The organism is Rufibacter sp. JT20002, assembly GCF_056491185.1.
The window spans coordinates 284,759-299,496 of sequence record NZ_JBSZJY010000005.1; the positions used below are offsets into that span (position 1 = coordinate 284,759).

General features: G+C 51.2%; 14 protein-coding genes. 9 read left to right on the forward strand and 5 right to left on the reverse strand.

Annotated features, from left to right (window positions below; genetic code table 11):
• Positions 1 to 39 precede the first annotated feature (39 nt).
• On the reverse strand, positions 40 to 702 hold the full coding sequence (locus ACW9SV_RS20655; RefSeq protein ID WP_479558673.1) for an OmpA family protein: 663 nt from the start codon (positions 700 to 702) through the stop codon (positions 40 to 42).
• Positions 703 to 1,007: 305 nt separating this feature from the next.
• On the opposite strand from ACW9SV_RS20655, the gene ACW9SV_RS20660 reads away from it, so the two are divergent.
• Positions 1,008 to 1,145 carry a hypothetical protein gene (locus tag ACW9SV_RS20660; protein WP_479558674.1) on the forward strand — a complete coding sequence of 46 codons (138 nt, stop codon included), beginning with the start codon at positions 1,008 to 1,010 and terminating at the stop codon, positions 1,143 to 1,145.
• Between the two features lie 50 nt (positions 1,146 to 1,195).
• Here the strand turns inward: ACW9SV_RS20660 and ACW9SV_RS20665 are convergent, their stop codons facing one another.
• Positions 1,196 to 3,490: a GH92 family glycosyl hydrolase gene (locus ACW9SV_RS20665; RefSeq protein WP_479558675.1), complete on the reverse strand. Its 2,295-nt coding sequence runs from the start codon at positions 3,488 to 3,490 to the stop codon at positions 1,196 to 1,198.
• 474 nt (positions 3,491 to 3,964) lie between these two features.
• Between ACW9SV_RS20665 and ACW9SV_RS20670 the strand changes: the two genes are divergently transcribed.
• A complete protein-coding gene (locus tag ACW9SV_RS20670) occupies positions 3,965 to 5,338 on the forward strand; it encodes an APC family permease (RefSeq protein WP_479558676.1) in 1,374 nt (457 codons plus the stop codon).
• 79 nt (positions 5,339 to 5,417) lie between these two features.
• Positions 5,418 to 6,401: an aldo/keto reductase gene (locus ACW9SV_RS20675; RefSeq protein WP_479558677.1), complete on the forward strand. Its 984-nt coding sequence runs from the start codon at positions 5,418 to 5,420 to the stop codon at positions 6,399 to 6,401.
• Positions 6,402 to 6,613: 212 nt separating this feature from the next.
• Here ACW9SV_RS20675 and ACW9SV_RS20680 read toward each other — a convergent pair whose 3' ends face one another.
• Positions 6,614 to 7,564 carry an NADP-dependent oxidoreductase gene (locus ACW9SV_RS20680; RefSeq protein WP_479558678.1) on the reverse strand — a complete coding sequence of 317 codons (951 nt, stop codon included), beginning with the start codon at positions 7,562 to 7,564 and terminating at the stop codon, positions 6,614 to 6,616.
• A gap of 278 nt (positions 7,565 to 7,842) precedes the next feature.
• On the opposite strand from ACW9SV_RS20680, the gene ACW9SV_RS20685 reads away from it, so the two are divergent.
• The 4 genes from ACW9SV_RS20685 (at position 7,843) to ACW9SV_RS20700 (ending at position 11,884) form a co-directional block, all read left to right on the forward strand.
• Complete coding sequence (locus ACW9SV_RS20685) at positions 7,843 to 9,306, forward strand: aminoacyl-histidine dipeptidase (protein ID WP_479558679.1); 1,464 nt, start codon at positions 7,843 to 7,845, stop codon at positions 9,304 to 9,306.
• A gap of 532 nt (positions 9,307 to 9,838) precedes the next feature.
• On the forward strand, positions 9,839 to 10,900 hold the full coding sequence (locus tag ACW9SV_RS20690) for a J domain-containing protein (RefSeq protein WP_479558680.1): 1,062 nt from the start codon (positions 9,839 to 9,841) through the stop codon (positions 10,898 to 10,900).
• Positions 10,901 to 11,059: 159 nt separating this feature from the next.
• The gene (locus tag ACW9SV_RS20695) at positions 11,060 to 11,275 is read left to right on the forward strand and encodes a CsbD family protein (RefSeq protein ID WP_479558681.1); all 216 of its coding nucleotides are present in this window, start codon (positions 11,060 to 11,062) and stop codon (positions 11,273 to 11,275) included.
• 195 nt (positions 11,276 to 11,470) lie between these two features.
• Positions 11,471 to 11,884, forward strand: a complete 414-nt coding sequence (locus tag ACW9SV_RS20700) for a hypothetical protein (protein WP_479558682.1) — start codon at positions 11,471 to 11,473, stop codon at positions 11,882 to 11,884.
• A gap of 78 nt (positions 11,885 to 11,962) precedes the next feature.
• On the opposite strand, the gene ACW9SV_RS20705 is transcribed toward ACW9SV_RS20700, so the two are convergent.
• Positions 11,963 to 12,274 carry a hypothetical protein gene (locus tag ACW9SV_RS20705; protein WP_479558683.1) on the reverse strand — a complete coding sequence of 104 codons (312 nt, stop codon included), beginning with the start codon at positions 12,272 to 12,274 and terminating at the stop codon, positions 11,963 to 11,965.
• 237 nt (positions 12,275 to 12,511) lie between these two features.
• Between ACW9SV_RS20705 and ACW9SV_RS20710 the strand changes: the two genes are divergently transcribed.
• The gene (locus ACW9SV_RS20710; RefSeq protein WP_479558684.1) at positions 12,512 to 13,807 is read left to right on the forward strand and encodes a TCR/Tet family MFS transporter; all 1,296 of its coding nucleotides are present in this window, start codon (positions 12,512 to 12,514) and stop codon (positions 13,805 to 13,807) included.
• Here ACW9SV_RS20710 and arsC read toward each other — a convergent pair.
• A complete protein-coding gene (arsC, locus tag ACW9SV_RS20715) occupies positions 13,797 to 14,138 on the reverse strand; it encodes an arsenate reductase (glutaredoxin) (RefSeq protein ID WP_479558685.1) in 342 nt (113 codons plus the stop codon). The two genes, ACW9SV_RS20710 and arsC, sit on opposite strands and share 11 nt — an antisense overlap.
• Positions 14,139 to 14,242: 104 nt before the next feature.
• Between arsC and ACW9SV_RS20720 the strand changes: the two genes are divergently transcribed.
• Positions 14,243 to 14,650: a hypothetical protein gene (locus tag ACW9SV_RS20720; protein WP_479558686.1), complete on the forward strand. Its 408-nt coding sequence runs from the start codon at positions 14,243 to 14,245 to the stop codon at positions 14,648 to 14,650.
• The last annotated feature ends 88 nt before the right edge of the window (positions 14,651 to 14,738 follow it).

Sequence of the window (14,738 nt, forward strand, 5' to 3'; positions counted from 1 at the left end):
TACTTTAAGAGCAAATATGCGCTGGTGAACCAGAAAGGCTTACTCAGATCTGCGAGCCACAATCTGAACTCTTCGGTTTTGCTGCCTTCCTTCTGCCGTGGCGTTGGAGGCCACTGGGTTGGCTTCCCCCACGGGGTACAGGGATATGCTCTCCTTAGAGACTTTTCCGTTGTCAACGAGCCAGTTTTGTACTGCTTTGGTGCGCTCCTCGGCAAGTTCTTTGTTGTAACTGGCGCTGCCTTGGGCATCTGTGTAACCATAGATGCGTACCTGCCCACCATTAAACCGTTTCTCCATGGAGGCCACTATCTGCTGCAATTTCTGACCGGCCTGGGGCTGAACCTCCGCTTTGTCACTTCCAAAAAGAATTGTTTCGTCTACACTGTAAACGGCATAGTTTTCATTGCCGCGCACATCAATGTCCTGGTCAGTGATTTCATCATAGGCTATCTCAGGAGCATCCAGGTTGACGTTGTCCCAGGCGTCTGAAACGGCGGCAGCACCGGTAGCAGCGGCACCTGCCACTTCATCTCCGGCCTCAGAAACGGCAGAGGTGGTTTCACTGGTAGCGTTGTCTACCTCATCTCTGGTATTGTCGCACCCGCGCAACAGGAAAAACAGCAAGGCAAGCGCCACCAAGGCTATTAAAAGCCACAGCCACCAGGGCCTGCTGCTTTTGGGTTGTACATCTAAATCGGCCATAGTTTTTATTTGTAGTATTTGGAAAGGAAAGCCACCAACCAAGGCGACCTGTAACGGTAAATTCATATTTGTCACATAAATCTTAAACGGTGACTTTCTAAGTATGTTCCGAAGCATCACCGTATAAACCGAATTACTTAGAGCATCTAACACCTAATAAACAGCTATACACCTAAATCTTAATTAACTGTAGTACAAATAAAAACCCTCCCTCCTCTGACGATTATCCCCTTTATGAGTGTTAGATTAGTAAACCCCAGAGGTGAAAAGAATAAATCACCCTGCACTATGCAAAACCTTAAAATATGCAAAATCGCTCCTTCTACCCTGGAGATATTATTTGGCATAAAAGAGAAACAGAAAAAATGGATCCTGCACAACATTTCAACAGAACTTTCCGCAAAGAAGAAAGCCCCATAGAGCATTTTAGGCCTTTTTCTTAGGAAACAGGCCTAAAATGCTCTATGGGGCTTTGATCAGTAAAAAGGAACTTCTATTTCTTTGGCTTGCCGCTCATGTAAAACGTAAGCTTTCCGCCTTTCACCAGATCTGAGTGGTTCAAAACCGGCTGGGTTAAGGTCTTGCCATTAAGTTCTACTTTCTGCACATAGACGTTTTTCTCGCTCTGGTTTTTGGCCTCAATCTGGAAAGTCTTGCCGTTTTCCAAAGCAATAGTGGCATCCTTCACCGCCGGACTTCCCAGGGAATATTGCTCTGAACCGGGGGCCACCGGATAGAACCCGAGGGAACTGAACAAGTACCAAGCGCTCATCTGGCCGCAGTCATCATTGCCGCCCAAACCGTCTGGAGCGGCTTGGTACTGCTTCTTCAAAATCATGCGCACGCGCTCTTGGGTTTTCCAGGGTTGGTTTGTCCAGTTGTAGAGATAGGCTACATGGTGGGCAGGTTCGTTGCCGTGCACGTAATTCCCGATGATGCCTTCGCGGGTGATGTCTTCAGTGTCTTTAAAGAACTCATCCGGCAAGTGCATGGTGAAAAGCGAGTCCAGGTGGGGCACGAATTTGGCGTTACCGCCCATGGTCTGGATCATCTCGGCAGGGGCTTGCGGCACGTAGAGGCTGTAATTCCAGGCGTTGCCTTCAATAAAGCCTTGGTTGTGGGTGCTCAGTACATCAAACTCCTTTTTAAACGTGCCGTTGCTTAGCTTGGGCCGCATGTACCCGATGCTTTTGTCATACACGTTTTTCCAGTTCTGGGCGCGTTTGCTGAACTCCTGGTAAATGTCTTGTCGGCCAAGCTTCTGCGCGATTTGCGCGATGCACCAGTCATCATAGGCGTACTCCAGGGTCTTGGAAACCGAGGAACTGTTCTTGTCCTCGGGCACGTAGCCCAGTTGCATGTAGAAGTTCAGACCGTCGTAGTAGCCTTGGCGGGCGGTAGCCACGCAGGCATCCAGCGCGCGGTTCGCATCGCCGGTGTAGGTTCCCTTCATGATGGCATCTGAGATGACCGACACGCTGTGGTACCCAATCATGCACCAGTTCTCGTTGGCGTGGTGCGACCAGACGGGCAACATGTTGTGCACGCTTTGGTCATAATGCGCCAGCATAGATTCTACCATATCAGCATTACGTTTGGGCTGCACCACATTGAACCACGGGTGCAGGGCGCGGTAGGTATCCCAAAGCGAGAAGGTGGTGTAGTTAGTGAAGTTCTTTGCCTGGTGGTTGTTCTGGTCCAGGCCTCGGTACTGGCCGTTCACGTCCATGTAGGTGGTGGGGCCCAGAAAGGTGTGGTACAGCGCGGTGTAGAAGTTGATGTAGTCGTCTTTGGTGGGCAAGGTGGCGCGTACTTTGCCCAGTTCCTGGTTCCATTTAGCTTGACTTTCGTCCTTCACGCGGTCGAAGTCCCAGTGCGGAATCTCGGCCCGCATGTTAGCTAAGGCGCCCTCGGTACTTACTGGGGATAATGCGAATTTCACCTTGATCTTCTCTCCTTCGGTAGTCTTAAAATCGAAGTAGGCGCGGAGCTGTTTGCCGGCCATCTCGGGGAAGTTCTTGCTCTGGTCAAACTTGCGCCAAAAGCCGCGGTACACCTGGGCCTTGGAGTAGTCTTTGTTGCCGTATTGGGTAAAAGGCTTCGAAAACGACATGGCGAAATACACCGTGCGGGTGCGGGCCCAGCCGTTCGTTTGGCGGTAACCGGTAATGAGGGTATCATTCTCAATGCGCAGGAACGTCCAGGCGTTTTTGTCGTCGTAGTTGTAGATGCCGTGCATCAAATCCAGGATGATGTGCGCCTCGTCTGATTTGGGAAACGTGTACTGGTGCATGCCCACGCGGTTCGTGGCCGTAAGCTCCGCCTGAATGTTGTGGTCGTCCAGTTTTACGCTGTAGTAAGCAGGCTCGGCGCGTTCGTTGGTATGCGAGAACTTGGAACGGTAGCCGCTCTCAGGCTTGGCTTCCGTTCCGGGGTTCAGCTGCAGTTTACCGGTGGTAGGCATGAGCAGGAAATCGCCCAGGTCTGAGTGGCCGGTGCCGCTGAAGTGCGTGTGGCTGAAGCCCACAATGGTAGGATCATCGTACTGGTAGCCCGCACAGTATTTGTACACGTCTTTGTTGTAGCCCCCGTTCACCTCGTAGGGGATGGTATCGGTATCGGGTGAGAGCTGTACCATCCCGAAGGGCGCGGTGGCTCCCGGATAGGTGTGGCCCATCTTGTGCGTCCCGATGATGGGGTTCACCCAACGGACCAAATCATGCTTTGGCTTTTGGGCGAAGGCTGATAACTGGCAGAGCAAAAAAGCCAGAAGCAGAGGTTTTCTCATATTGGTGGAGGAGGTTTGCTAAAGCGTTTTAGTAGAACTTAGGTTCTCAAAGATAAGGGAGTTTTACAAAGCGCAAAGCACTCTGTAGCTTTCGGCTTATTTTCTGAAAACCAGGCTTAAAAACAGAATCGCTTCTACCCTTTTCAATCTTCTATTTATCCTTCAAGTCTAAGCGCGGCGATAACTTGTGGATGGCGTCTTGCCAGTTTACAACTGGCTTTTCTCCTCCGCGTTTAGGAATTCGCCAGTTACAAACTGGCGGTCAAAAGAGCCACAAGTTACCGCTGCGCTCAAACTTGCGGCATGACCATTTTTAGGATTGGCAAGGGTTTGCAAGGATTCAAGGCTATTTTCCAGAAACCAGCCTATAAATGGCAGTTGCTTTCCTTCCAGAAACCAGACCAACCATGCGGGCGGCGCGTAAAATGTGCATCTTTAGGCACCTGAATGCTTCTTATCTGATTCTACTTCTACATGTCTGCACCTCACTTAGAACGTCGCCTGGGGCTGGCGCAAGCCACGGCCATTAACATGATTGACATGGTGGGCATTGGTCCGTTCATCACCCTACCCATGGTTATTGGGATGATGAACGGTCCTTACTTTCTGTATGCCTGGATTGCAGGGGCAGTCCTGTCCATTGTGGATGCCATGATCTGGAGCGAGTTGGGCGCGGCGTTCCCCAGGGCAGGCGGCAGCTATAACTTCCTGAAGGAAGCCTACGGCGAAAAAGGCGCGGGCCGGTTCATGAGTTTCTTGTTTGTGTGGCAAACCATGATTCAGGCGCCATTGGTGATCGCCTCGGCGGCCATCGGGTTTGCGTCTTACTTCTCGTATTTGGTGCCGTTGACAGACATCACCTCTAAACTGGTTAGCGGCGGGGTGGTCATTCTCATTGTGGTGCTGCTGTACCGCAAGATTGAGTCTATTGGCAAAATCAGCGTACTGCTGTGGGTGGGCGTCCTGCTTACCATGGCCTGGATCATTGGCGGCGGACTGGCCAACGGAAACTTCCTGCAGCCGCTGCGGGAGATGAACGAAGGCCTTACCGTGAACTACGGGTTTGTGGCCGCCATTGGCTTTGCGAGCGTGAAAACGGTGTACAGTTACCTGGGCTACTATAACATCTGCCATTTAGGGGCCGAAATCAAGAACCCCACGAAAAACATCCCGCGAAGCATGTTTTACTCTATTGCGGGCATTGCGGCCTTGTACCTGCTCATGAACATCAGTGTGGTGAGCGTGGTGCCGTGGCAAGAGGCCAAAGACAGCGAATTTGTGGTAAGCCTGTTCATTCAGCGCCTGGCGGGCAACACGGCCGCCTCTATTGTCACAGTGCTGATCCTGTGGGTAGCCTTCGCCTCGGTGTTTTCGGCCACCCTGGGCTACACTCGTATTCCGTACGCGGCCGCGGCAGATGGCGCTTTCTTCAAGGTCTTCGCCAAGGTGCACCCTACCAAGCATTTCCCGCATTATTCTTTGCTGTTTTTGGGCGGCGTGGCCTTTGTGTTCAGCATGCTGTTCCGGTTGAGCGATGTCATCAGTGCTATCTTGGCCATGCGGATTCTGATTCAGTTCATCGGTCAGGGGGTGGGCTTGTTGCTGCTCCGGAAGAACCGGCCCAGAGAGGACTTCCCTTACAAAATGCCGTTGTTCCCGCTGCCGGTAATCATTGCCTTGCTCATGTGGGCGGGTATTCTGATATCAACAGGTACGACCATGGTCATCTCGGGGCTGGTGGTCATCTCACTAGGCACGGTAGTGTACTTCATCAAAGCCAAATTGAACCACGAATGGCCTTTCAAAACCGGTAACCCTACTCAGAACCTAGACAGACCTTCTTCTTAACCTCAGATTTCGGTTGGCCTAATCCGCTACAAAGGCGTACACAAGACTTTCAATTTTAACCTAAAAACTACACCTTGACATGATATACAGAGGCTTAGGAAATACCGGAGAAAGGCTATCGGCCATTGGTTTGGGTTGTATGGGCATGAGCCAGGCGTACGGCACCCGCGACGATGCCGAATCTATTGCCACCCTGCACCGGGCGCTGGAGTTAGGCATCAACTTCTGGGACACCGCCGATGTCTACGGCCCGCACCACAACGAAGAACTGATCTCACAGGTGCTGGTGTCCAACCGCGACAAGATTTTCATTGCGACCAAGTTTGGATTCAAGCAAACCGCCGACGGGAAAATGGATTTTGACGGATCTCCGGCCTATATGCGCACCGCTGTTGAGGGCAGCCTGCGACGCCTGAAGGTAGATGTGATTGATTTGTACTACGCCCACCGGGTAGACCCCAACGTACCCGTAGAAGAAATGGTAGGCGCCATGGCCCAACTAGTGCAGGAAGGAAAGGTGCGGTACCTGGGTTTGTCAGAAGCCTCGGCGGCCTCCATCCGGAAGGCGCATGCGGTCCATCCTATTGCTGCGGTTCAGTCTGAGTACTCGCTGCTTACCCGCGATGTGGAGCAGGAAGTTCTCCCGCTTTGCCAGGAACTGGACATTGCCTTTGTTCCGTTCAGCCCCTTGGTCCGAGGATTGGTGACCAATACTGTGAGTCTGGAGAGTCTGCCCGAAGGCGACATGCGCAAATCATTGCCCCGTTTTCAGAACCAGGACAACTGGGACAACAATCAGAAACTAGCCCAAGCCTTTGCTGAGTTTGCCGCCGGAAAAGACTGCACGCCTGCCCAACTGGCTCTTGCCTGGGTGTTGGCGCAAAGTGAGACCATCATCCCTATCCCCGGTACCAAACGAAGAAAGTACCTGGAGGAAAACGCCGCCGCCGTAGACGTCCAACTCACGACCCATGACCTTAAAGGTTTGGAAGACCTCCTGAACCAATACCCGCACGTGGGAGAGCGCTACAATCCGGAGCAGTATAGATTGGTGAATAATTGATGTTTCCTGTTAATGGCCCATTTTGGAAAAATAAGCCTTATACCTTATTAAGCTCTATGCTGGTTTTTTATGGCGCGGAAGTTACTTCCGCGCCATAAAAGGTTTATAAATAATAGCTGAGGTAGGGGCAATCCCTTGTGGTTGCCCTTCTGCATTGTACTACCTTGCTCAAAAAGTGCAACCACAAGGGATTTCCCCTACACTTTTGGGTATTACGGCACCACTACCATTTTACCGGTGGTATGGTGGCTGGCAATCTGTTGCAAAGCTTCCGCGGCCTGGTCTAAGGAATACCTCTCACTGACGTGTACTTTCAGGAGTCCGCCCTCGGCCAATTCCCGCAAGTGTTCCAACTGAGTGGAGTTGGGTTCCACAAAGACGTATTGGAAATCAATGCTTTTATCCAGGTCTTCGCCGGTATTCAGGATGGAGACCAGCTTGCCGCCGGGTTTCAGGGCAACTAAGCTTTGCTGCAGGGTATCGCCGCTGGCGGCATCAAAGATGAGGTCTACCCCTTCGGGGACCAGCTGCTTCACCGCCTCCCCCACGTGAGTGCCGTTATAATCCACGGTATGGTCAGCACCCAGCTCTTGCATGAACGCGTGGTTTTTCTGGCTGGCGACTCCAATGACGGTGGCGCCTTTCCACTTGGCTAATTGAATACCCAGGTTCCCGATTCCGCCAGAGGCGCCTAGGATGAGCACGGTCTGGCCAGCCTGTAAGTGTCCGGCATCAAACATGGACTGATACGCCGTCAGGCCCACCAACGGGATACCGGCGGTTTCTTCAAAACTCAGGTTCTTAGGCCGATGCGCCAGGTAACTCTCGGGGATGACCATGTACTCAGCGAAAGTTCCGTGCTGCACCATAGGCCGGCGGGCATAGGCGTACACCTCGTCGCCCATGTTGAACCGGCGGGCGCTGAAACCACGGTCTTCCACCACACCCGCCACATCCCACCCGGGAATGGCCGGAAAATGAACCGGAATTTTGCTGCTTAACCAACCAGCCATCACCGCATTGTCTACCGGGTTTACCCCGGCGGCCTTCACGCGCACCAACACCTCACCCTCCTGCAGTTGGGGTATTTCCAATTCACCAATTTTTATATTCTCAGGGCCGCCAAATGCTTCATAGAAAGCAGCCTTCATTTGTTTTGCCATTAAACTTCAAGTTAAATTTCACACGAATTCTATCCGGGTTTTACTCTTTCAAGGCCAACTTGTTCCGTTCGGCACAGATTCAAACCTGAATAATCGGGATGGGACCTATCCGTTTAGGGCTTACTTTTTTGAAACCATCTCCTAAACGATGACCCGAATTAAGGCACCTTTGCCCGGCAGGTATCCGTACTGTTTATTACCTTTACTTTAGGAAGACAACCCTACCCGCTCCAGACCGAGGCTTTCCTGCTTCCATCCGGGCAAATGCAAACGATTATATGAGCACTCAGATAGAATCCTTAGAACCTCAGGCCCTGTGGCAACACTTCGCGGCATTAAACGCCGTGCCCCGTCCGTCAAAGAAAGAAGAACGCGTAATCAAGTTCATCCAGGACTTTGGGAACAGCCAGGGTTTTGACACCATCACCGACGAGGTGGGCAATGTCATCATCCGGAAACCCGCCTCGCCGGGCATGGAAGACCGCCAAACCGTGGTGCTGCAAAGCCACCTGGACATGGTGCACCAGAAAAACGCCGATACCGACTTTGATTTCGAAAGCCAGGGCATCCAGATGTACGTGGATGGCGATTGGGTCAAAGCCAAAGGCACCACGCTGGGCGCTGATAACGGCATTGGCGTAGCTACCCTCATGGCTTTGCTTACCTCGCGTGACATCGCTCACCCGCCATTAGAGTGTTTGTTCACCATTGACGAAGAAACGGGTATGACCGGCGCTATGGGCCTCAAAGGCGGCTTGCTTACCGGCACCATTCTCCTGAACCTGGACACTGAGGATGACCGCGAGCTCACCATTGGCTGCGCCGGCGGCGTGGATGTGACCGCTACCGGTTCTTACAACGAGGAGCACATCCCGTTTGACTTTGCGGGCTATCGCATAAGTATTACCGGCCTCACCGGCGGGCACTCGGGCATGGACATCCACCTGGGCCGCGGAAACGCCAATAAACTAATGAACCGTGTTCTATACCAGGCCGCTTCCAAATTCAACGCCCGTGTGTACAGCATTGACGGAGGAAGCTTGCGCAATGCTATTCCTCGCGAGTCATTCGCCGAGGTAGCGGTGCCTGAAGCCAAAGCCGAAGTTTTTGAGCAGTTTATCTTAAAACAGGCCGAAATCCTGCAAAGTGAGTACGACCTGACCGATGCTAACATTCAGTTACAGGCCGAGCCCATTGACCTGCCTTCCTTCGCGATTTCATATGATTTCCAGAACCAGTTGCTGCGGGCTTTGTACGCCTGCCCCAACGGCATTCACCGCATGAGCCCGGCCATCCAAGGATTGGTGCAAACCTCCAACAACCTGGCGCGCGTGCTGGTGAAAGACGGCTCTTACTCCATCCAGTGCCTTACCCGTTCCTCGGTGGACACAGAGAAAGCAGACTTGGCCCAAGCGATCCAGAGCACCTTTGAACTGGCGGGTGCCAGCGTCACTCAGAAAGGCTCTTACCCCGGCTGGACCCCAAACCCAGAGGCTACCATCGTGAAGACCATGACCAACCTCTACCAGCAGATGTTCCAGGAACAACCCCACGTGAACGCCTGCCACGCCGGCTTAGAGTGCGGTATCCTGGGCACGCATTACCCCCACATGGAAATGATCTCTTTCGGCCCCAACATCACCGGCGCCCACTCCCCCGACGAGAAAGTCCAGATCAGCTCTGTCCAGAAGTACTGGCGTTTCCTGCTAGAGACCCTGAAACAGATCCCAGTAAAAGCGTAGGTTAACTGAGTCTTAAAAACAGCAGGGCACTGGCGGTCTTATTAGATTTTGGCAGGTTTTGGAAGAACATTGTAGGGGCACCTCTTGTGGGTGCCCTTACTAGTAACCGCATGTATTTGCAGAGAAAAAGAGGTGAGTTAAGACATGCCTTGATTTATCTTCTCCAACTACTTAGAAGGCATAGTTAGGCAAATGACAACATCACCTTCAAAAGGAGAAGTCTAGCTTTCAAAACAACCATTCTCCTATGCAACTTCAAGTTGGAAGAACCCTTTTCCAGTCTTTCGGCAGAGCGCCTTTGTTTTAGACCTGGTGCCGCAGGCAGGCCAACCGGCCAAGGCTAAAACAAAGGCGCGAGGCAGGAAGACGAGGCCCCGCGGCCTTGAGCGCACCAAAAGAAACTATGCAACAATACAGCTTATGCAACAATAGAACCTGCGGTGCCACGCCAGCCCAAGCAAATTACACGTGCACCCTACCCGCGCAAACCGCTAAGTAAACCCCGTTTCACCGCATCACCACTTCCACCCTCATGTCAACCTCTGAACACCTCCCCCAATTCACCCCACAGGAAAAAGCCTCTCTTTCCCAACTGCAGCAACAATTCAACGACAGCATCCAAACCATTAACAATTTAAAATCGCAGCTGGCGGAACGGGCAAGAATCACCGAGATAGCGCGGGCACGGGTACAGAAAGAAATTCAGCCCTTGATCCAAGAGATGGTGAAGCGCCGAGTGGCTTTGGTGCACCTCCTGGATGAAGCCTACCACCAGGAAGACTTTCCGCGGCTGGAGAAGGAAAAACTTGCCGCTTTCATAACAGAACAAGCCTCGGCCTTGGTGGACCATTATGGCGCTGAGGAATTAAGCCCACTGCTGCACCGCTACAGGCATCCGGTAACCTCCCCTGAAAACAACCTCAACGAAACAAAGGCAGAAACCCAAAATCTGCTCAAAAACGTGCTGGGCCTGGATGTGAACCTGGAAGATCTAGCCGACTTGCAGGCATTCCAGGCCAAACTGGAACAGCAGATGCAGGAAGAGCAGGAAAAACGGGATGCCCAACGGGCACATCGGCAAAAGTCAAAGGCCCAGCAGGCCAAAGAAGCAAAACTGAAAGCCCAGCTCCAGAACATCAGCAAAGCCAGCCGGCGCCTGTATACCACCTTGGCCAAGCTCCTGCACCCTGATCGGGAAAGGGATGCCACCGCCCGGCTCTGGAAAGAAGAGGCCATGAAAAAAGTGACTATTGCTTACCACCAGGACGACTTCTTTGAGTTGCTACGCCTGCAGATGGAGTTTATGCATGAGCAGGAGCAGTTGTTAACCCAGGTACCACAAGACCAACTCACCTACTACGTACACCTGCTGCAGGAGCAGATCCAGGAGATGGAAGATGAGCAGAGCAACTACTACATGGGCCCCGATGCGCAGCTGTATAATGAGTTTGGCGGCACTCCAAAGCAAATGGAGGCCAAGTTCAGAAGCGCTAAAAAAGGATTGCGCGAAGAGATACAGCACCTGGACTATGCCCTCACCGACTTCAAAGACCCCGTTTCATTAAAAGATTTCCTAAAAGGGTTAAAAAGCTAGTTTTTCCTTAAAACCTTGCTTCCATCCCGTTTCTTTCTTTGATTAATTTTTATATCTTTATAAAGGTCAGCTTGTCACGTGGTGGGTCCTGGCTGGAACCAACCCTGCGTTCGTCTTCTGCGTATATAAGTACATTCCTATATCTAACCATATACATACATGAGCACGAACGACGGATTAAACACCCACGAAGGTGAATATAGAACCAGAGGTACCTGGAACGAGATGAAAGGAAAAATGAAAATGGCTTACGGAGACCTCACCGATGACGATTTAACGTACGAGGAAGGTCAGGAAGATAAATGGCTTGGAAGACTTCAGCAAAAGCTAGGGAAAACCGAACACGAAATAAAAAACTGGTTACGGTCCTTGTAAGTTTTCTACTCCAACTAAATCCCCAACTCGGCCTGTTCGGTAGAGTGGGGATTTCTTCTTTTTAGGCCATTTAGATAAAAAGGCTACAAATCTAAAAGCGCTTTGCTTCACAAGCTACGGAAGGAATTATTTGAGTTGGGCTAAATGGTTAAACTTTGAAGTAGATTCCATTTCTTTGTTGTCCAAACGCCTTCCATGATTCTTTATCAAAATGGTCTAATCCGGTTAGACTATAATCCGGCCTCCGATGTGCTGCAGGTCACTTTACCCAATACCCACCACATAGGGGTCTCTGAATTGCAACGGTCATTAGACACCATTGCCGGCTATATTCAGAGCTATGACGTGAAAAAGCTGCTCCTAAATAGCAGTAACACCCTGCTGCACGACCTGGATGACACTACTTACCAGCAGATGGTGGCTAAATTCTTCACCGACCTTAAGAAAACCCGGCTCCAGAAGATTGCCCGCGTTGGTACTCCTACCCCAGCCCACGAGGTAAGATCGGCCAAGGTCACCAGTTCCCTTAAACAGGAACTTCTCACCCCTTTTGACCTGGAATCATTTTCAAATGAACCATTAGCCCTTAAATGGCTTCTGCAGAACTAGCGCCTACCCTAAACCAGCCTAAAAAACAAAACCTGCTCTTGAGGAGCAGGTCTGGTATTGTTTGCTAGGGTTGGGCTCTTACAATTGGGCCAACTGCATATTAGGGTGCTCTTTCGCGAAAGCCATATACACTTTTTGCTGCTCTTCATTCAATAACTCCAGCAAAGCGGCGGAGTATTTTTTGTTAATGGAAGCAACATCTGCCCCGGCGACACTCGCTTCTGCTCTTCTGGCGAGTTCCAGGTTCATGATTTTCACATAATGAGCCTCATTCATTTGCAAGGCATTAACGATTTCACGGGCTACCGACGTAACGGTAGGAGGTGTATCCGCTTGGGATGCACTCAGGAACATGAAAGAGAAGGCTAAGGTGAGTAATTTGTTTTTCATATTCTAATATTTAATGTTGTTTTTCTTTGTTCAAACAAATATGTGCCTTTAACTCCTTCTTGTAAAACATTTTAGATGAGAGCAGGCAATTACCGGTTTAAACTTCCGTTTTCCTCGATCAATTTTTACCCCCTGTACTATGCTAAGTAACTATTGCACTGATTACTTAGGTTATTTTTGCCTTTCATTTCCCTTATTCCAAACTTTATAGCCAATATTGGGGATCATTGTTTTGCTATGAAAGGTCAACGGAAAGCTGCGTTAGGGTTCATCTTCGTCACCCTGCTAATTGATGTCATCGGGTTTGGGATTATCATTCCGGTGCTTCCTAAACTGATCAGTGAATTGATCAACGGGAGCTTAAGCGATGCTTCTTTGTATGGGGGCTGGCTTATGTTCGCCTTCTCCATGACCCAGTTCCTGTTTTCACCGGTTCTCGGCAATTTGTCTGACCGGTTTGGGCGCCGGCCGGTTTTGCTGTTCTCGCTCTTCGGATTCGGGATTGACTACATCCTGCTGGCTTTGGCACCTAACATCGCCTGGCTCTTTGTAGGGAGAATCATAGCGGGGATTACCGGAGCCAGCATGACCACTGCCACGGCCTACATAGCCGACATCAGCACCCCTGAGAAAAGGGCCCAGAACTTTGGTATGGTAGGGGCCGCCTTCGGGGTGGGGTTTATCATTGGCCCGGTCATTGGCGGAGTGTTGGGGCAGTTTGGGGCACGGGTACCCTTCTACGCCGCTGCCGCCCTTACGCTGCTTAATTGGCTGTACGGGTTTTTCGTTTTACCAGAATCATTGGCTCCAGAGAATAGACGTCCGTTTAACCTGAAACGGGCCAACCCGGTAGGTTCTTTACTGCAGTTGAAGCGGTACCCGGTGATTGCCGGCTTGGTGGGCTCCCTTATTTTCGTGTACATCGCGGCGCACTCTACGCAAAGCACCTGGTCTTATTACACCATGGAGAAGTTTAAGTGGAACGAGGCCTGGGTGGGCTACTCCTTAGGCTTTGTGGGGTTGATGGTGGCCATTGTGCAGGGCGGCCTTATAAGGTACATCAACCCGGCGCTGGGGCCAAAACGATCGGTGTACTATGGGTTGGCGCTGTATGCTTTGGGATTTCTGCTGTTTGCGTTTGCCACCAAATCCTGGATGATGTTTGCTTTTCTGGTGCCGTATTGCTTAGGAGGCATTGCGGGGCCGGCCTTACAGGGCATCATCTCAACGCAGGTACCCGCCAACGAGCAAGGAGAACTGCAGGGAGGCTTAACCAGCCTGGTAAGTGCTACCTCTATTGTAGGTCCTCCACTTATGACGTACCTGTTTGCCTATTTCACCAGCCAGGCAGCCCCGGTTTATTTCCCGGGGGCTCCTTTCCTGATGGGGGCGGTGTTAACGGCAGTCAGCGTTTTCTTGGCGGTTAGATCCCTTTCAAGGCATGACCTACAGTTAAATACCGAAGTTCCCGCCCAGAACCTGGTTCCGGTGCCTGATGAAGCCCCCGCCGTGGCGCCGGGTCTTAGAGAATAGAGAGCACGTTTTCGGGCGGACGGCCAATCACGGCTTTGTCTCCGTTCACTACAATGGGCCTTTCAATGAGTACCGGGTTCTGGGAAAGTACCTGTAGCCATTCCTCGGTGGTCAGGTGTTGAGTGGCGTACACCTCTTTGTACAGCTTCTCCCCTTTCCGGATGATATCTTCAGGGCCCATCTTCAGTTTGTTTAGAAGCGCGCGCAGTTCTTCTACCGAGGGAGTGTCCGTCAGATAAGAAACCACCTGTACCTCTTGCCTTTGGGTCTTAAGTAAATCCAGCGTCTGGCGGCTTTTGCTACAACGGTTGTTATAATAAATCGTAATCATGGGAATAGTAAAATAGGTAATTATCATGGTGCCCTGGGTAGCAACCCTGCCCCGCTTGGTAGTCACCTTCAGGCAAGAATGTAGCCCCAAATCCCAGATACAGCATGGTGCTCCTCAAAGATAGCTTGGTTGAGTTACATTATGATGTAACCACTGATATCCTCTCCATGGAGTGGCCTGACTTGACAGGGTTCACCTTGCCGGAAATCCACCACTCGCTCAAGAAAGTCATTGACACGCTGAAGCATTATGACATCAAGAAACTGTTGGTTGATGCCAGCCACAACAAACTGGAGGTTTCTGAGCAGGAACACAAACAGGTTTCCTACCAATTCAGCCAGGATTTACAGACCACCCGCGTCCAAAAGATGGCCCGGGTCGCCTCCGGGAATCCGGAGAAAGAAAGACGCACCCAGCATCTCACCCAGGAACTCACCCACACCTTCACGTTTGCCATGCAATACCAGGAGTTCAGAGATGTGAAAACCGCTTTGGCTTGGCTGAAAGGTTGAATTTTAAATACTGATAGTGTACTTACCACAAAGCCGCTTCGGGGCAATTTTATAGAAAACTGCCCCGAAGTGGCTTATAAACTAATCT